Raw genomic sequence first — 19,842 nt, 5'->3', positions numbered from 1 at the left:
GGGTTTTGGTTTAATTTTTATCTTCCAATAGAGGAACGAATCGAAATTCTCCAAATTCATGTTTTTCAAATTGGGTTTCGCTTTTCCGAATCAATAAAGTCATAATCTGCACGTCTTCCCCTAACGGAATAACTAGTCTTCCCCCTATTTTCAATTGTGCCATCAATGGTTTCGGAATAATTGGTGCTCCAGCCGTAACGATGATACTATCAAAAGGAGCATAATTGGGTAATCCTTTATAACCATCTCCAAAAGTCAAAAGTTTGGGACGAATTCCTAATTTTGGCAGTAAAATAGAGGTTTGCTTGAACAATTCATTTTGTCTTTCTACACTATATACTGTCGCTCCCATCGTACACAAAACAGCGGTTTGATAACCTGAACCTGTTCCTATTTCTAACACTTTATGACCTTTTTTTACTTCCAATAATTGACTTTGAAACGCTACCGTGAAAGGCTGAGAAATCGTTTGTCCGGCAGCAATCGGAAAAGCTTTGTCCTGATATGCATAATCCGCAAAACTAGAATTGAAAAACAAGTGTCTTGGCACTTTTTTAATAGCTTCCAAAACAGTGGAATCTGTAATTCTTTTTCCTTCTAAAAGTTTTACTAATTGATTACGAAGTCCTTGGTGTTTGGCGGTATCTTTCAAAACTGGGGTTGATTTATTTTGGTAAAATTAAGAAAAGAAATATAAATTTAAGAAGCATTTAATGCTATTCGTTTCAAATAAAATTCACTGAACTTCAAATCAAATAAATGCATGGTGAAGTAATCTTTCTTTTTCGTTCATCAAAAAAGGATTTCTACTATAAATGAAATTCACTGAACTCTAATTAAAACAAAAATTAGATGAATTAATCGGGGCTAAAATATTATGAATTATCAATTATCAATTATCATTTTATTCCTATTTTTGTTCAAAATACATTTATATGTTAAAAGTAGGGGTTTTAGGTGCCGGTCATCTTGGAAAAATACATTTACGATTATTACAACAGTCTGATAAATACGAATTAGTCGGTTTTTATGATGAAAATCAAGAAAACGGGGCAAAAATAGCAGCTGAATTTGGTTATAAACAATTCCATACCATAGCCACTTTAATTCACGCTGTTGATGTTATTGATATTGTAACTCCAACGCTTTCACATTACAAATGTGCCAAAGTAGCCATCAAATCGGGTAAACATGTCTTTATAGAAAAACCCATTTCAAATACAGTCAAAGAAGCCGAAGAAATCATCGCTTTAGCCAATGAATACAAGGTAAAAGGTCAGGTTGGCCATGTCGAAAGGTTCAATCCTGCTTTTATCGCCACCAAAAACATGATTGAAAACCCAATGTTTATAGAAACGCATCGTTTGGCCGAATTCAATCCTCGTGGCACCGATGTTCCTGTGGTTTTAGATTTGATGATTCACGATATTGATGCGATTTTGAGCGTGGTGAATTCCAAAGTAAAAAACATCAATGCCAGCGGCGTTTCGGTAATTAGTGATACGCCGGATATTGCTAATGCTAGAATTGAATTCGAAAATGGTTGTGTGGCCAATTTAACAGCCAGCAGAATTTCATTGAAAAACATGCGTAAATCTCGTTTTTTCCAAAAAGACGCCTACATTTCTGTAGATTTCCTGGAGAAAAAATGTGAAGTCGTAAAAATGAAAGACGCTCCCGAAATTCCCGGGGATTTTGATATGATTCTTCAAAATGCCGAAGGCATAAAAAAACAAATCTATTTCGCAAATCCTGAAGTAGAACAAAACAATGCTATTTTGGACGAATTGGATTCTTTTGCAGATGCCATAAATAACAATACGACTCCAGTGGTAACTTTAGAACAAGGAACAAATGCTTTAAGAGTAGCATATCAAATCATTGATTGTTTCAAAAAATAGTCTATCCATTATAAAATTTTAAAATCTTTAAATTCAAAACATAAAAAATGAAAAATATTGCAGTAATCGGAGCAGGAACAATGGGTAACGGAATTGCGCATACTTTTGCACAAAGCGGTTTTACCGTAAAATTAATCGATGTTTCCGAAAAATCTTTGGATAAAGGAATGGCAACTATTGCTGCCAATTTGGACAGAATGGTTGCAAAAGGAACAATTTCTGAAGAAGATAAATTCAAAACGATTAGTAATATTATCACTTATACAGACATAAAAGATGGTGTTGTTGGTGTAGATTTAGTAGTTGAAGCTGCAACCGAAAATGTAGAATTGAAACTAAACATTTTCAAACAATTAAATGATGCTTGCTCCCATGACACCATTTTAGCCACCAATACTTCTTCCATTTCCATCACACAAATTGGCGGGGTTGTTTCTCATCCTGAAAGAGTTATCGGGATGCATTTCATGAATCCGGTGCCGATTATGAAACTGGTTGAAATCATTCGTGGTTACAATACTTCAGACAAAGTGACCAAACAAATCATGGATTTATCTGAAAAATTAGGAAAAACTCCTGTTGAAGTAAATGATTATCCTGGATTTGTGGCCAACAGAATTTTAATGCCAATGATTAACGAAGCTATCGAAACGTTATACAATAAAGTAGCTGGTGTTTACGAAATTGATACCGTAATGAAATTAGGAATGGGACACCCAATGGGACCTTTACAATTAGCTGATTTTATTGGGCTTGACGTATGTTTAGCAATATTGAATGTAATGTACGACGGTTTCAAAAACCCAAAATATGCCCCTTGTCCATTATTGGTAAATATGGTTCGCGCCGGAAAATTAGGAGCAAAATCAGGTGAAGGTTTTTACGATTATGCAGAAAGCAAAAAAGCAGAAAAAGTAGCAACAATGTTCGCATAAATTATCATTTTTCAATTCTATAAATGGCAAAAATAATTCCTTTTAAAGCAGTTCGTCCCACTCGCGACAAAGTGAGTTTAGTGACTTCACGTTCCTATGAGGAATATTCAGCAGCCGAACTGGCTTCGCAATTGGATTTTAATCCGTTGTCCTTTTTGCATATTTTGAACCCAGCTTATACCAATCAACAAAAGAATACTTTTGAAAAACGATTTAAGCAGGTTAATCAAAAATTTCAGGAATTTAAAGAGGAACATATTTTGGTTCAAGACCAAAAGCCATCAGTCTATTTATATCAGATAACTACTGAAAAACATACATTTATAGGTATTATTGTTGGTACTTCTGTTGAAGATTATAAAAACAATATCATCAAAAAACACGAAGACACGCTCGAATACCGTGTCGATTTGTTTAAAGATTACATCAAATATGCGGGTTTTAATACCGAACCCGTTTTGATGACCTATCCCGATAATCCCGACATTGAGAGTTGGTTTATCAAAAAGAAAGAAGCAATTCCTGATTTTGAATTTTCGACAACTAACAAAGACATTCATTATCTCTGGAAAATTGATGATGAAAAAGAAATCATTTGGTTGCAAAAAACTTTTGATGAAATTGGTGATTTGTATATTGCCGATGGGCATCATCGTTCGGCTTCCGCTGAATTATTATACGAACAAAACAAGCATTTGGGTAATGAGAACCTGAACTATTTTATGAGTTTCCTCATCGCTGAAAGTAATGTGAAAATCTACGAATACAATCGGTTAATCAAAGATTTGAATGGCTTAACCAAAGACGATTTTATAAAAAAATTATCCAAAAATTTCGTTGTAGAAATAAAATCTGAAAAGTTATTTCAACCTTCAGACAAACATCAATTTGGAATGTATCTAGATGGCAATTTTTATGCTTTACTCTTAAAAGAAAAAAATCATTTCAAAACCATTTTAGGGAGTTTGGATGCACAAATTTTATACGAAACCGTACTTTTACCTATATTAGGAATTGAAGATTTACGCAATGATGAACGAATTGAATATATCCCCGGAAAGCAATCTGTTTTGGATGTAAAAGCAAAAGTGGATAGCGAAGAATTTGAAATTGGTTTTATATTATTCCCATCTAATACCAATGAAATCAAGGTTATAGCCGATGCCAATTTGATTATGCCTCCAAAAAGCACATATATTGAACCAAAATTCAGAAGTGGATTAGTGGTTTATGAACTTTAAATCTTAATGAAAAGGTTTAAAAATTAAAAGATTCAAAAATGTCAATTGCTGAAAATTTACTTTCCATAAAAAACACTTTACCGGAACACGTAACTCTTGTTGCGGTTTCCAAAACCAAACCCGTTTCCGATCTAATGGAAGTCTACAATGCCGGACAACGCATTTTTGGTGAAAACAAAATCCAGGAAATGGCTGAGAAATGGGAACAAATGCCCAAAGATATCGAATGGCACATGATAGGTCACGTTCAGACGAATAAGGTCAAATTTATGGCATCATTTGTGAGCCTGATTCACGGTGTCGATAGTTTGAAATTATTAGAAGAAATCAACAAACAAGCATTAAAAAACAACAGAATCATAGATTGCCTGCTGCAAATACATATTGCCGAAGAAGAAACAAAATTTGGTCTCGACGAAAAAGAACTCACTGCTCTCCTATCCTCTGAAGCTTTTCAGCAAATGAAAAACATTCGCATTACAGGTTTAATGGGAATGGCGACTTTTACCGAAAATCAAAACCAAATTAGGAAAGAATTCACACATTTGAAATCGATTTTTGATGAATTACGTAAAGACGCATCAAGTAAAGATACACAGCAGTACATGTCTATATTATCGATGGGAATGTCAGGCGATTATCAACTCGCAATTGACTGTGGAAGTACGATGGTTCGAATAGGAAGTCGTATCTTTGGTAATCGTTAATTCAATATTTGATTATTGAAAGACGAACAATGAATTTTGAAGCTGCACAACTTCAAATATTAAACTTTAAACAAATATCTTGTACGCTATACTCGACATAGAAACCACTGGAGGACAATTCAACGAAGAAGGAATTACCGAAATTGCCATTTATAAATTTGATGGCCACGAAATCGTGGATCAATTCATCAGTTTGGTGAATCCGGAAATTCCCATTCAGCCCTTTGTGGTCAAATTAACCGGCATAAATAATGCGATGTTACGAAGTGCTCCAAAGTTTTTTGAAGTTGCCAAACGTATTATAGAAATGACCAATGATTGTGTAATTGTAGCGCATAACGCTTCTTTTGATTACCGAATTTTACGTACCGAATTTAGTCGCTTAGGCTATGACTTTAATCAAAAAACTCTTTGTACGGTTGAATTATCTAAAAAACTTTTACCCGAACAACCTTCACACAGTTTAGGGAAATTAGTTCGAGCCTTAGGGATTCCAATGGCTGACAGACACCGCGCAACTGGTGATGCCATGGCAACCGTGAAATTATTCAAAATGCTTTTGGATAAAGATTTGGAAAAAGTTATCGTAAAAGAACTCATCAAAACAGATATTGTCAAAGGAATTGCTCCCAAATTGTTAGATATCGTTGAACATTTGCCTTCAAAAACGGGAATTTATTACATTCATCGGGAAGATGGAAGTATTATTTTTATTGGTAAAAGCAAAAACATCAAAAAAAGAGTCAATCAGCATTTTACAGGGATTACAAAAAGTGCCAAAAAAATTCAAAATGAAGTTTTCACGGTGACTTATGAGGAAACCGGAAGCGAATTGATTGCCCTTTTAAAAGAATCGGAAGAAATAAAAATCAACAGACCTATTTATAACAGAATGTCCCCAAAGACTAATTTTGCCTGGGCTATCTATGCCGAAAAAGACAAAAATGGGTATCTGAATTTGAAACTTTTAAAAGCCGATGGCAGGAAAAAAGAGGTTACAGCTTTCGTCACTGCACAAGAAGGAAAAAATGCGATGTTCCGAATTACGTCTCATTATAATTTATGCCAGAAATTAACCGGCTTATACGAAACCAAAACGCATTGTTTTCAACATACTATTAATGAATGTGATGGTGCTTGTGTAGGGAAAATTTCTTCCGAAGAATATAATGCCCGAGTTCAGACATTTATCAACAAAAACCTGTTTGAAAATAAAAGCATGGTCATTGTAGATAAAGGCCGCACCATTAATGAACGCAGTGCTGTTTTGATAGAAAATGGAGTTTATAAAGGCTATGCTTTCTACGATTTGAATTACCAGATTAACAATATTGAGATTTTAAGAAACATCATTATTCCGATGCAAAACAATCGCGATACTCGAAATAGCATTCAAAATTATATGCGAAAAAGCAAGGTGATGAAGATTGTAAATTTTTAATTTTATTAACTTCACTTAATTTCATATCATGCTGGGAATAAAATCAAAATTCGACATTTTAAGACAAAAAATCCATATCGTTGTTCATGGCACCAACACAGTTGCTGGCCGACTGTTTGACAAGATTCTTCTAGGTCTTATTTTGCTGAGTGTTCTTCTGGTAATGATGGAAACGGTACAGGATTTCAATCAGAAATACCATGATTATCTTGTGTTTTTTGAATGGGTTATCACCATTTTATTTACCATCGAATATATTTTAAGAGTCATTTCTATCAACAAACCGTTCCGGTACATTTTCAGTTTCTACGGCATTATAGATTTGATTGCCGTACTGCCCATGTATTTGACTTTTTTCTTTACCGGAGCAAGTGTTTTAACCATAGTTCGAGCCTTCCGATTGTTAAGATTATTCAAAATATTAAACCATCCAAAATTTTCAAGCCAATCCCTTCAATTGAAAAGAGCCCTGTTGGCCAGTAAAGGAAAGATTATTATTTTTGTTTATTTTGTGCTGATTAGCACCATCATAATAGGATCGATCATGTATGTTGTTGAAGGAAAAGAAGGTGGTTTTACCAGCATTCCAACAAGCATTTATTGGACCATCGTTACGCTGACCACCGTAGGTTATGGCGATATTTCTCCTATCACACCATTAGGTCAATTTATAGCTTCTTTAGCTATGATTTTAGGGTACGGAATCATTGCCGTTCCAACAGGAATTGTAACTGCGGAAATCGCCAAAACAAATACTAAAAAAACAGATTCAGACCTTAAAAATCCATGTGAAAGTTGCGGTACAAAATACCATCGTGAAAACGCAAAGTTTTGCGATCATTGCGGATTTCGTTTAGAAGAAAATTAATTTGAAGCTATTTCCGGCTATGCACTGCAACTCCTCGTCATTCAAGTTGTTTTTCTAAGGCCGTAAAAGGAGCTTCTAAGGTCGCTCTTTTACAACCAAGAAAAACTAACTTTCATAACTGTGGGGTTTTCGTTTCCATCCGGGCTAAAAAATATGAAATACCTAATCACCATTATCGGACCAACAGCCATAGGAAAAACGTCCTTGAGTATTGCTTTGGCACAACATTTCGATTGCGAAATTATATCTTGCGACAGCCGACAGTTTTTCCAGGAAATGACTATTGGAACGGCCGTTCCATCAACCGAGGAATTAGCTGCGGCAAAACACCATTTTATTCATAACAAATCCATTTTTGAGAATTATACCGTTGGTGATTTCGAAAAAGAAGCCATTGCAAAACTGGATGAATTATTTTTAACCAATGATTATGTCGTAATGGTTGGCGGCTCCGGATTGTATGTAGATGCAGTTTTAAAAGGGTTCGACGAATTTCCAGAGATTGATGCTTCTGTTCGGGAACAAGTAACCCAAAATTACGAAAAATTGGGAATTGAATATTTACAAACCGAATTACAAAAACGAGATCCAAACTATTTTGCCGTAGTTGCCAAAGAAAATCCGCAACGCATGATGCGCGCTTTGGAAGTGTGTATCGGCTCCGGGAAGCCCTACTCTTCTTTTTTAAATCAAAAGAAAAACGAACGTAACTTTACCCCGATAAAAATTGGTTTGGAAGCCGAAAGACCTATCATTTATGATAGAATAAACCAACGTGTAGATATTATGATAAACGAAGGTTTATTGGCAGAAGCCGAAAACCTATATCCTCATAAAAGCCTTAACGCCTTACAAACTGTAGGTTACCGGGAATTATTCAGTTATTTTAACGGTGAATTCACATTGGCATTTGCCATTGAAGAAATCAAGAAAAATACCCGTCGATTTGCTAAAAGACAATTAACTTGGTTTAAGAGAGATGAGGATACCAAATGGTTCGATTTCACCATTAATAAAAATGAAATCATTGATTATATCAAAACAAAAAAACATGATTCCTAATTTATTTTTATGCCAATAGCACCAAATTTCACTTCGGTTTTTAGTAAAGATTGGGAAATCAATTTTACACAATGCACACCAAACGGCTATTTGAAATATACGGATTTGTGTAATTTTTTGCAATTGACTGCTGCGGCACATTCGGAAATTGGAGGGATCAGTTTTACCGATATGCAAGAATTTAATCAAGCTTGGGTTTTGAGCAGAATGCGGGTTGAAATTACAGAATTGCCCAAATGGAAAGATGTTATTACTGTAAAAACATGGATTAATTCTCTGGAAAATTCCCGATCGGTAAGAGCTCTGGAAGTGTATGTCAACGGAGCGAAAATGGTGGGTTCAGAAACCTTTTGGGCCGTGTTTAACACTAAAACCAGACGACCGGAAGCCTTGGCATTACCCTATGCCCATTTTGAAATCTATCCTGAAAAGAAAGCAACCGAAAAACCATTTTCTAAAATCACACTTCAGGATGAAAAGGAAATGGTGTTTGAAAGAACTGTCGTCTTATCTGATTTGGATATTGTAAATCATGTGAATAATGTAAAATACCTGGAATGGTGTTTGGATTTGGTTGACGAAATATCCATTTTGAAACAGAAGATTGAAAGTTTTGAGATGAATTTTTTAAAAGAATTATCGTTAAAAGACACCGTTATTATCCATGAAAGCGTGACGGAAAAGGCTTCCATTTTTAATATTACAAAAGACGATAAAACCTGTTTTGCCTTGCAATTGAATTGGAAATAAAATTATAAATTAAAGTTCATATATCCTTATTGCCATAGCCCAGATAGCAGTGGAAATCCTTTTCTTTTTTTCTTTAAAAAAGAAAAGATTGGAACGTATAGCTGGATTAGCTTCAAAAAAAAAGCTCCGATTTCTCGAAGCTATTTTGTTATTCCATTACCTTATTTTTTACTACCAATCTGAAACCTTCGCCATGGATATTTAAGATTTCTACATCTTCGTCCGGTTTTAGGTATTTTCTCAATTTGGCGATATAAACGTCCATACTTCTTGAAGTGAAATAGTTGTCGTCTCTCCAGATTTTTGTCAAGGCCAATTCTCTTGGCATCAAATCGTTTTCATGAAGAATCAACATTTTTAGCAATTCGTTTTCTTTTGGAGACAATTTTATTGGTTCTTCATTATCGAACGTCAGAAATCTAAGTTTAGAATTCAAATGAAACTTACCGATTTGGAATTCAAATTTGGTAATATCCGTTTTTACATCGGTTGATTTTCTTTGAATAATGGCTTTGATTTTCATTAGCAAAACTTCTGAATCAAAAGGTTTGTTCAAATAGTCGTCTGCTCCTACTTTGTATCCTTTTAGCACATCTTCTTTCATAGATTTTGCGGTCAGGAAAATAATAGGCACTTCTTTATTTTTTTCTCTAATTTCTTTAGCTAAAGTATAACCATCTTTATAAGGCATCATGACATCGAGGATACACAAATCGAAAGTGTCTTTTTTGAATTTTTCAAAACCTTCCATTCCATTTTTTGCCAATGTAACATCAAAATCATTTAGCATTAAATAATCTTTAAGGATTGCGCCGAAATTTTGGTCGTCTTCTACTAAAAGTATTTTTTTGTTTTCTGTTTCCATAACCTTAATTAATTAGTGGTATTTTTATTATAAAGGTGCTACCCTTTCCTTTTTCGCTTTCTGCAAATATTTCACCGTGGTGATCTTCAACTATTCTTTTAACATAGGCCAAACCTAAACCATGGCCTTTAACATTATGCAAATCTCCGGTGTGTTCCCTATAGAATTTTTCGAAAATTCTTTTTTGGGCCACTTTGCTCATTCCTGCACCCTGATCTTTGATTTTAATAATTATAAAATCTTTTATATTCTCTGTATAAACATCAATTTTTGGTGCTTCGGGAGAATATTTTATGGCATTGTCCAGAATATTTACAATCACATTGGTAAAATGAACATCGTTTAATAAAACGGTGGTTCTTTTTGCATTAAAATGCGTAGTGATTGTTCCTTGTCTGTCTTCAATAATTAAATTAACATGCTCAATCGCTTCGTCAATTACCTCATGAATATCATTTGATTCTTTACTGATTTCGAGCTCTCTTTTCTCTAATTTTGAAATTCTAAGCACATTTTCTACTTGTGCATGCATTCGTTTATTTTCATCCCTAATCATTTGCAGATACCGATGTACCTTCTCTTTATCGTCTATAATTTTTGGATTTTTAATGGCATCCAAAGCCAAATTAATGGTGGCAATCGGTGTTTTGAACTCATGCGTCATGTTGTTGATAAAATCGGTTTTGATTTCAGAAATCTGACGTTGTCGTATTAACTGGTTCAAGGCACTCGAATAAGCAATGACAATGATTAATGTGAAAACTATTGACAAAACGGTTATTCCTACTAATTCTGAAAATAAAAATTTCTTTTTATGTGGAAAACTAACCAGTAATTGGTATTTACTGTTTCCTTCATTATCTACAAATATTGGAATGGAATAAGTTGTAAATTTATCATATCTGAATTTATCAGATTTGATTTTTGTTGCCAATCCGTTACTGTAAATTCCGTATTCAAAAGGCGTTTTTACTCCAAATTCATTAAGCTCATTTGCCAATAACTTTTGTAATGCTGCTTTTGAAACTCTTTCTTGTATCGGCATTGTTGAAGCAACGTCCTTGAAAAAAATTTCAAATTGGGCATTATCTAATATATCCAAGTTCCCGGACTTTTGAATTTTAACATCCGGAATTAAATTATTTTGAATCGTTGATTTATCAATATTGCTATTGTTGTAAACCTCTGTAACTCTTTTGGATGAAAAATTCTTTAGTTTTACACTGTCTTTTTTCTTATCAAAGAACGATGAAGATATATCATAATCTTCGGATATTATACTGTTTGAATAGATTATAGTTTCATTAGTTCTGGAATTTTTTTGAACGTAATAAAATTCTAATAAATCATTTTTTTGAGGCGCTTTACCAGTACTGTCTTTGTAATGGTTATACTTGTCATAAAAGTTATACGCTTCCTGTTTTTGTAATTTTCCAGCTACATTACTGATCACCTGCTGAACATGAAATCGAAATTGTTCATCGTTATTCTGAAAGGAAGTATTAAACCAATATACCTGCACTAAAATTATCCCAATTAGGGATAAACTCATCAGTACAATCAGTAATCGGAAAAACAATTTATTCATCACTACAAATTTAACATTTTAACACTTAAGCAATAAATATATTAACCAAACATTAACACCTATCTTTATTTTTATTGATTTGTCATTTTTTTAAGAATTTCATCAATTTGCAACATCGCCTTCTTAATATCCACATTTTCAACCACATAATCACTTTTTGTTGCCCGCATTTCATCAGTCCACTGGTTATTGACGCGACTCATTACGCTTTCAAGATTTGTATTATCCCGCTTGATTACCCTCTGAATTCTAGTATCTAAGGGTGCTTCAACAGTAATAATGGCATCACAATCTTTATAACTGCCACTTTCGAATAGAATTGCGGCTTCCTTGACGACAAAAGGAAATCCTTTTTGCTTACTAAACCACTCATCAAAATCACGTTTCACTGCCGGATGAACGATTTGGTTTAACTGTTTTAGATTTTGTGAATTATTAAAAACTATTTTGGCTAACTTCTCTTTACTTAGTTTTTCATTTTCAAATACTTCGCTTCCAAAAACCTGTTTTATTGAGCTTATGGTTTCTGGTAATTCCATTATTTTTTTTGCAGCATCATCAGCAATATAAACGGGTATCCCCAACGATTGAATGTACTTTGCAATCGTCGTTTTTCCGCTTCCGATTCCGCCCGTTAAACCGATTATTTTTGTCATATTTTAAAAAATAATTCTGGAAATGCTTCTTGGGGTTTTTGCTTTAAAATATTTATTTTAATAAAAGATTCTAAAAAACCAAAACCATATCCGAAAAATTGTTTCCATACTGCAATTAGTGACAGATAACCTATTTTTAAGCTTTTGTTCTGAAATGTTGAAACTAAAAACAAAACAAAAAAATAAAAAAAATATAATTTTAACAATAAATCTTGCGCGAAAATTAACAATATTAACGCTACAAAAAATCCCATAATAAAAATCGATGGAAAAAAATAAGTCAATTTGCTGTATTTTGGATACCAACTGTTTAAAATTGGTCTTGCTTTTCCAAATTTGTTAACTTGTGTTGAAAATTTATCCCAATCAATTCTTCGCTTATGATATACATACGCGCTTGGAAAAAGTTTGGTTTTGAAACCTAGATTCCATAATCGAATCGTCAAATCCGGATCTTCTCCGGGATGTATATTTCCAAAACCTCCAGAGACTTCAAATGCCTTTTTAGACAATCCCATATTGAAACTCCTTGGTTGAAATTTGTCTATTTTTTCTGAACCTCCGCGGATTCCGCCCGTTGTTAAAAATGATGTCATTGCAAAATTGATTGCTTTTTGAATATCAGAAAACGAATCTAATGCTTTATCAGGACCACCAAAACAGTCGACATAATTTTGTTTTAATGCTTTTGATACTTCGGTCAAATAGTGCTTCGGAATGATACAATCTGAATCAAAAATCAGAAAGTAATCGCCTTTAGCAAGACCCATACCAAAATTCCTGGAATCTCCAGGACCTGAATTGTATTTTAAATAGTAGGAAATGTTTAATGTTTCTTTATAGGAATCAACTACATTTTCACAAGGAAAAGTAGAACCATCTTCTATAATAACTATCTCGAATTCTTCCTTAAAATCAGATTGTGATAAACTTTCTAAAAGTTCTTTTACTTCTTCCGGACGATTGAAAACAGGGATAATTAAAGAGAAATACATTGTTTTTATTTATGAGTTAACTATTTTTAATTACATCAATTAAACTTTAACAAAGGTAAACTTTAAAAAATATAAAAAAAAACCACCAACTTTTTTGTTGATGGTTTTTCAATATAAAAATTATCTTATTCTTTAATCACTTTAATCATTTTTACTTGATTATCAGCAGTAACTTTTACCATGTATGCACCACTTGACAAATGAGACATATCAATTTGTGATTGATTGGCATTGATTGTTTTTGCAATCACTTGTTGTCCAAGTAAATTATATACCGCTACATAAGAAATGTTCTGAGTATAAGATAAATTCAGTGTGTTTTTTACCGGGTTTGGATAGTACGAAAAATTAGTATTATCAAAAGAATCGGTTCCTAATGTTGTAGTAATCGCAATATCATCAACAAAAAGATAATATTGATCAGCAATAGAATACGCATTAAAACCAAAGTAATACTCGCCGGATACTGTAGGTGTAAACGAAACCATGTTTGATGTTGCCGTAGAGGTTGTTGTTCCTCCGGTAATACTTGGATGATCCGCTAGAACAGTTGTCATGCCTGCTGAAGTCGCAGTCATGCCATAAGCTACTTTTAATTTTTCTACATAAGTAGTACTATTATTACCATATTTATAGGCGATGTTATAGCTAGTACCTGCTGTTAAAGTTATAGCTTGTGTATAAAACCAAGCATTTGCGGCATTTGTAGTGTTATAAGTATAACGCAATACTTTTGAAGTAAAACCATATCCAGGATTGCTGGCTGTTTCCCAGTTGTTCCCTGTTCCCGCATTTCCAATTGATGTACATATTGGCATAGCAGGCACAATTGATGATTCGAAGTCCTGAGTATAAGGCACTGTAGCAACAGTACAATTGGTAGTAAAGGAAAACAATACACTCCAAGAACTACTATCGGACACAGTACATTTAGATCGCACCCATACATAATACGTAGTGGCAACACTAAGACCAGTCAGGTTGGCTGTTGTTACTCCCGCTGCTACTGCACCTGTAGGAACAGTTCCAGCTGTTGGAGCTGTATTTATAGTTGAATAATAATATTCATATCCTAATGCCGGCGGCGTAGAAGAGGCTGCCCAAGTAAGAGTTGCACTAGTACTCGTCAAGTTGTTAATCGCTAAACCTAAGGGAGCAAGACAAGTAGGACTAACATCAATACTGATATCATCTAATGAAATATACCAAGGAGTACTATTCATATATCCTTTAATTCCTACATAAAACACCCCTGAAGTTGCAGGCGTAAATATACCCGTAATTTGCTGATAATTACCGTTAATGATACCTGTTGCAGCAACTATTGCATTGGTCATACCAGCTACAGTACCTTCAGTTCCATAACTCACAGCCATAGTAGAATTGGCTGCAGTAGCCCCGTCTTGGCGCGCATAAAAACTCACGGTGTAATTTGTTCCTGCTACTAAGCTTATTGGAATAAATAACCAATCTTCATTACCATATCTAAGATAAGCATTCCATACACCTGTTCTTGGCGTTCTATTATAGGTAGTTAAAGAAGTATTCGCTGCCCAATCATTCGTTCCTGTTATAGATGCTTGAGTCAAACATCCGGCAATTGCAACATCTTGCGTGTATCCGGTTTCAAAACCTTCGAAATAAGGAATTGTATAAGGATTACATGGAGTTATAAATGAAACCACAGGACTCCAAACACTTGAATCGGATCCCGTACATTTTGAACGTACCCATAGATAATAGGTAGATGAAAGTGTAAGTCCAGTCAGATTGACTGTTGTTACTCCCGCTGCTACTGCACCTGTTGGAACAGCTCCAGCTGTTGGCGCTGTATTTGTAGTTGAATAATAATATTCATAACCCATTGCCGGCGGAGTAAAAGAAGCGGTCCATGTTACAGTAGCAGAAGTTGTCGTTACATTACTTACAACGATATTAGTGGGTTCCACACACGATGGTACGGCTTCCCATTTCACATCATCGATATAAATAACTGAAGTTCCAGTAGCTGGCTGATTTCTAAGTGCCAATCGCACTGCTCCTGCAGGTATTGAAACTGGGATTACTGTAAATACCTGAGCATTAGCTACTACAGTACTTGGCATAAGAATAGATTGAATAAGTACAAATGAACTAGCATCTGACCCATCCGTTAAATAACCCACTTCTAACATTTTATCGATAGCAGTTGCATAAGCTCTAAAAACTAATCGGTGCGTTCCCGCTGATAAATTACTTACTGTAGGCAATGCCGCAACCGCATTTAAACCAGTTCCCGCATATAAATATAATTTATTAGACGGAGACATTGGAGCGACACTTCCTGTAGTATTATAAACAGTCGTTGCTGTACCAATACTACTCCAACAATCAGGCAAATTACCTGTACCGGTTGGTGAGGAATCAAAGTTTTCAGAAAATGCAGTAACCGCAGTACAAAGAGTTCTAAAACTAAATGGTCCACTCCAAGAACTATTAATAGCCCCTGCACATACTGCTCTTACATAAAACTGATAAGCAGTATTGGAAGATAAACCTGAGATTAAATGGGGGTTAGTCATTACATTAGAAACAATGGTACCTGTACCTAATGTAAAACCTTGCAATCCGTATTGAATAGTCCATTCTGTTTCAGGACCTGCTGCTGTCCATCCTAATTGAGCAGTGCCAGTAGTAATCATATTCGCTGATAAAGCTGATGGTTCAACACAAGAGGAATTCACTTCCCACTTTACATCATCAATATAAATTGTTGCTGTTCCGACTGCAGGTTGATTTCTAAAAACCAAATTGGTAACACCTGATGGTACTGAATAAGGTATAATAGTAAAAATTTGTGCTGTAGTAGCTGTCGTACTTGGCATCAGCAGAGATTCAAGCAATACAAATGAATTAACATCTGAAGGTGTAGTTAAGTACCCTAAATCTAGATATTTATCTGCCGCAGTGGCATAGGCTGTAAATCTTAATCTATGAGTTTCCGCAGGTAAATTACTTACAGGAGGAAGAATGGCCAATGCACTTTGTCCGGTACCGCTATTTAAATACAATCTTTTTGCAGGTGACATCGGTGCAACACTACCGGTAGTGGTATAAACATTCGCGCTTGTTCCCAATTTACTCCAACAAGCAGGTAAATTTCCTGTACCTGTAGGCCATGATTCAAAATTTTCAATAAAATCAGTAACCGAAGCGCATGGAGTTGAAAAAGTAAATGGTCCCGTCCATGAACTATTAATGTTTCCTGTACATATAGCTCTTACATAAAAATGATAAACAGTGTTTTGAGTTAAACCATTAATTACATATGGGTTAGTGGTTACACTAGGAACAATTGTACCTGTACCTAATTGAAAATTTTGTAATCCGTATTGAATAGACCACTCTGTTTCTGGACCACCAGTCCATCCTAATTGAGCAGTGTCAGTTGTAATATTATTTGCTGATAATGCTGAAGGTTCAACGCAAGATGAATTCACTTCCCACTTCACATCATCTATATAAATTGTAGATGTTCCGACTGCAGGTTGATTTCTAAAAACCAAATTGGTAGCGCCGGATGGTATTAATAAAGGAACAACAGTAAACGTTTGCGCTGTACTAGCTACTGTACTTGGCATTAATAGAGATTCTATCAGCACAAATGTACTGGCATCTAATGCATTAGTCAAATATCCTACCTCAAGATATTTATCTGCCGCAGTAGCATATGCTGTAAATTTTAATTTATGAGTACTAGAAGACAAATTACTTACAGGAGGCAGAATGGCTAATGCACTTAGTCCAGTTCCACTATTTAAATACAATCTTTTTGCTGGCGACATTGGTGCCACACTTCCAGTAGTATTATAAACATTAGCACTAGTTCCTAGTTTTCTCCAACAATCAGGTAAATTTCCTGTTCCAGTAGGCCATGACTCAAAATTCTCAATAAAATCAGTTATTGGAACGCAAGGAGTCACAAAGCTCACTGTTTTCCATACCGAATTATCTGCAGCACCACAAATTGCTCTTACATATGCAGTATAACTTGTATTAGGAGATACCGCAGCCGCAATAACTGAATTGGCTCCAATTGACGTTCCCGATGTTGGGACTGGATTAGTTGAAGGCAAAACTGCATATTCCCAACTTGTCTCTGCTCCACCGGCAACCCAATTCAAATTTACTGATGAATTAGTAAGATTTGAAAAAGAAAATCCTGTTGGTGATGGACAACTTACAACAAAATCAAAACCTATTAAAGGCCTTCTATATTCTGATGTAGTTAATGAACTTGGCAATGTACCTGAAGTATTATTACTATATTTAGTTGTATTATTGTTTGTTGTGACTATACATGGGCTGTTAAATTCATAATTCCATGCAATTGAAGTACTTGCTGTATCATTTGTATATTCGAAGAAAACAGCCAAATTCTGTGTTCCTGAATATAAAAAGTTTGTAGTAAATGCAAAATTTTTCCATCCAGCATCGGCACCAACACTTGAAGCAGGATTCGAATCATATACTAAAGTTGCACCAGTAGAAATTACTGCCCAATCTACTGCTCCTGATCCCCAATCAATACTTGAAGTTTCCTTCAAATAGATTTTAAAATTTGGAGTTCCGGCCATAGTTCCTGATGCAGTGGATCTTTTAAAATAGGCTCCATTTAAATTATTACCTGCAATACCAGCTAATTGTGAAGCCGGATAAATAACTGCAGTACGGTTTGTAGCATTTACTACTGCTGTGCTATACATTGGTCCATAATTTGACGAACCACCATTTGAGCACGATGCAATTTCAAAAAGTTGTCCATAAGAATGTATTCCCAGAAACAACATAAATAACAAAGTAATTTTTTTCATATTAATAAGTATTAATTATATTTATTAGATTGCTAATATAAATAAATAATAAAAAAAAAATCATAATAACAAGGTCTCTAACATTTTAAATATTTAATGTTATATTTTATCATAAACATTAAATATTTTTATAAAGTCCATTCACTCTTTCAGACTAATTGAGAATGAGGCTAATTATTTAGCAATTGATTGTTGTTTTTTATTATTCGACAATGAGATTAATTCCATTAAATACAATGAGATATAAAAAAACCACCAACTTTTATGTTGGTGGTTTTAATATGAAGAAATGTTATAAAACTTATTCTTTAATCACTTTAATCATTTTTACCTGATTATCAGCTGTAACTTTTACCATGTATGCTCCACTTGATAAATGAGACATATCAATTTGTGATTGATTGGCATTGATTGTTTTTGCAATCACTTGTTGTCCAAGTAAATTATATACCTCCACAACAGAAATGTTTTGAGTGTATGATAAATTCAATACCTCTTTCACTGGATTTGGATAAGCACTGAAACCATTGTTATCAAAACCTGAATTGCTTAATGAAGCATCGAATGCTGAAACTTGGAATTGTCCACTTGCTGACGAATTAAATTTCCATACTCCAATATATAAAGTTGATCCAGGAGTTTGCCCGGTTAAACTGACAATAGAATGATTTCCATCTCCGCCATCATCATTACATCCAATTTCGATTAAAGAACCACACGTTCCGGAAAACACACTAAGAACCGTATCAAGTAATGGTGAACCGTTTACTTGTTTTGTTTCTATCGTTAAGGTTCCTGAAACAGGAACTGATACAGTATACCAAACATCTTCAGAGCGATTCGTCGCCTGACATGCATACGTTAATCCTGAAACCGTTGTAGCTCCTGCAGTTGAACCAACAACTGCTCCAGTTGCAAATACACTTCCAGCAGTTAACGTAACGGCATTAGCACAAAGATCGTTTGCCGGAGCTGCCGGAACTAAATAAGCACATAAAGAAAAGTTAATAGTAGAAGTTGCAGCAGATGCAACAGATATATAATAGGTAGTTCCTGCAGTTAATGTCAGAGCAAAATTATTTATAGTACAACTAGTATTTAATCTGGTTAAAGCTCCAGAAACCCCTGAATATACTGAAATATAACCAGTTCCTGTTCCTGAAGTAATTGTTCTGTTAAAGTTATAGGTTCCCGTTGTAGATGGTGTAAAAGTATACCATACATCAAGATCCGTAGCGTTACAAATATAATCGGCAGAATGAGTTGCAGAATCTGTTGTTCCAACAAGTCCATTATTGCAAGTTTCATTTGTAGATTCCGTCAATATTGAAGCATTTGCAATAAAATCATTAATTGGCGCAGGTGGCGGCACTCCTAAACAAATTGTAAAATCAGTAGTAATTGTTACTGTTGATGTAGTTGTATATACGCGAGCATAATAGGTTGTGCCCACTGTCAAACCTGTAAAATTTAGAGTAGTACCTGACAGACAAGCTCCTACCAATTGAACAAGACTTCCAGGTGTTCCAGTATACAATGCTGTAGCTATAGTTCCTGAAGTTACTCCACTGTAAACAAATCTATGCGCAACATCAGTAGCTGTAAAAGTGTACCAAACATCATCATTAATACCAGTAGCATTACATGAAGGTGCAACAGCAGTTGAAGCTGTTGCTGATATTGTAGTTCCATTTGTTGTAATAGCACAAGCCATATCAGGATTGACAGTCAGAACCACAGCACCTGATGGCTCATCATTTGTTGGTGGAGCAGGCAATGTTCCTAAACAAACCGTAAAATTAGTAGTTAAAGTTACCGTTGAAGACGTTGTATACACGCGAGCATAATAAGTTGTCCCTACTGTTAAACCTAAGAAATCCTGAGAAGCACCTGACAGACAAGCTCCTGTCAATTGGACCAGACTTCCAGGCGTTCCAGTGTATAACGCCGTAGCCATAGTTCCTGTAGTAACCGCACTAT

Annotated in this window: 15 protein-coding genes; 8 read left to right on the top strand and 7 right to left on the bottom strand. The window is 34.7% G+C overall.

Features of this window, described 5'->3' with window-relative positions; genetic code table 11:
• Positions 1-10 precede the first annotated feature (10 nt).
• Positions 11-652: a protein-L-isoaspartate(D-aspartate) O-methyltransferase gene (locus tag VI621_RS05795; protein WP_324217436.1), complete on the bottom strand. Its 642-nt coding sequence runs from the start codon at positions 650-652 to the stop codon at positions 11-13.
• 283 nt (positions 653-935) lie between these two features.
• On the opposite strand from VI621_RS05795, the gene VI621_RS05790 reads away from it, so the two are divergent.
• The 8 genes from VI621_RS05790 (at position 936) to VI621_RS05755 (ending at position 8,905) form a co-directional block, all read left to right on the top strand.
• Positions 936-1,901, top strand: coding sequence for a Gfo/Idh/MocA family oxidoreductase (locus VI621_RS05790; protein ID WP_324217435.1), 966 nt, complete (start codon positions 936-938; stop codon positions 1,899-1,901).
• A 47-nt stretch (positions 1,902-1,948) separates the two neighbouring features.
• A complete protein-coding gene (locus tag VI621_RS05785; protein ID WP_324217434.1) occupies positions 1,949-2,836 on the top strand; it encodes a 3-hydroxybutyryl-CoA dehydrogenase in 888 nt (295 codons plus the stop codon).
• Positions 2,837-2,859: 23 nt separating this feature from the next.
• Positions 2,860-4,077: a DUF1015 domain-containing protein gene (locus VI621_RS05780; protein ID WP_324217433.1), complete on the top strand. Its 1,218-nt coding sequence runs from the start codon at positions 2,860-2,862 to the stop codon at positions 4,075-4,077.
• Positions 4,078-4,115: 38 nt separating this feature from the next.
• Positions 4,116-4,784: a YggS family pyridoxal phosphate-dependent enzyme gene (locus tag VI621_RS05775; RefSeq protein ID WP_324217432.1), complete on the top strand. Its 669-nt coding sequence runs from the start codon at positions 4,116-4,118 to the stop codon at positions 4,782-4,784.
• Between the two features lie 79 nt (positions 4,785-4,863).
• Positions 4,864-6,225, top strand: coding sequence for an exonuclease domain-containing protein (locus tag VI621_RS05770; RefSeq protein ID WP_324217431.1), 1,362 nt, complete (start codon positions 4,864-4,866; stop codon positions 6,223-6,225).
• A gap of 28 nt (positions 6,226-6,253) precedes the next feature.
• The gene (locus VI621_RS05765) at positions 6,254-7,093 is read left to right on the top strand and encodes an ion transporter (RefSeq protein ID WP_324217430.1); all 840 of its coding nucleotides are present in this window, start codon (positions 6,254-6,256) and stop codon (positions 7,091-7,093) included.
• Positions 7,094-7,246: 153 nt separating this feature from the next.
• Positions 7,247-8,155 carry a tRNA (adenosine(37)-N6)-dimethylallyltransferase MiaA gene (gene miaA / locus VI621_RS05760; RefSeq protein ID WP_324217429.1) on the top strand — a complete coding sequence of 303 codons (909 nt, stop codon included), beginning with the start codon at positions 7,247-7,249 and terminating at the stop codon, positions 8,153-8,155.
• A 9-nt stretch (positions 8,156-8,164) separates the two neighbouring features.
• Positions 8,165-8,905: an acyl-[acyl-carrier-protein] thioesterase gene (locus VI621_RS05755; protein ID WP_324217428.1), complete on the top strand. Its 741-nt coding sequence runs from the start codon at positions 8,165-8,167 to the stop codon at positions 8,903-8,905.
• 148 nt (positions 8,906-9,053) lie between these two features.
• Here VI621_RS05755 and VI621_RS05750 read toward each other — a convergent pair whose 3' ends face one another.
• The 6 genes from VI621_RS05750 to VI621_RS05725 all read right to left on the bottom strand — a co-directional run.
• A complete protein-coding gene (locus VI621_RS05750) occupies positions 9,054-9,770 on the bottom strand; it encodes a response regulator transcription factor (RefSeq protein WP_324217427.1) in 717 nt (238 codons plus the stop codon).
• A 4-nt stretch (positions 9,771-9,774) separates the two neighbouring features.
• The gene (locus tag VI621_RS05745) at positions 9,775-11,358 is read right to left on the bottom strand and encodes a HAMP domain-containing sensor histidine kinase (protein WP_324217426.1); all 1,584 of its coding nucleotides are present in this window, start codon (positions 11,356-11,358) and stop codon (positions 9,775-9,777) included.
• A gap of 71 nt (positions 11,359-11,429) precedes the next feature.
• Complete coding sequence (gene coaE / locus VI621_RS05740; RefSeq protein WP_324217425.1) at positions 11,430-12,014, bottom strand: dephospho-CoA kinase; 585 nt, start codon at positions 12,012-12,014, stop codon at positions 11,430-11,432.
• Entirely contained in the window at positions 12,011-13,009 is a 999-nt protein-coding gene (locus VI621_RS05735) for a glycosyltransferase (RefSeq protein ID WP_324217424.1), read from the bottom strand. Before VI621_RS05735 ends, coaE begins: the two co-directional genes overlap by 4 nt.
• A gap of 125 nt (positions 13,010-13,134) precedes the next feature.
• Positions 13,135-17,862 (bottom strand): fibronectin type III domain-containing protein, encoded by a 4,728-nt coding sequence (locus VI621_RS05730; RefSeq protein WP_324217423.1) that lies wholly within the window; start codon positions 17,860-17,862, stop codon positions 13,135-13,137.
• Positions 17,863-18,163: 301 nt separating this feature from the next.
• On the bottom strand, positions 18,164-19,842 hold a 1,679-nt coding region (locus VI621_RS05725; protein ID WP_324217422.1), incomplete at its 5' end, for a T9SS type A sorting domain-containing protein.

It is taken from the genome of Flavobacterium sp., from assembly GCF_035292545.1.
In the GTDB taxonomy this organism is placed as follows: Bacteria; Bacteroidota; Bacteroidia; order Flavobacteriales; family Flavobacteriaceae; genus Flavobacterium.
This window is presented reverse-complemented; position numbering and strand designations above follow the sequence as displayed.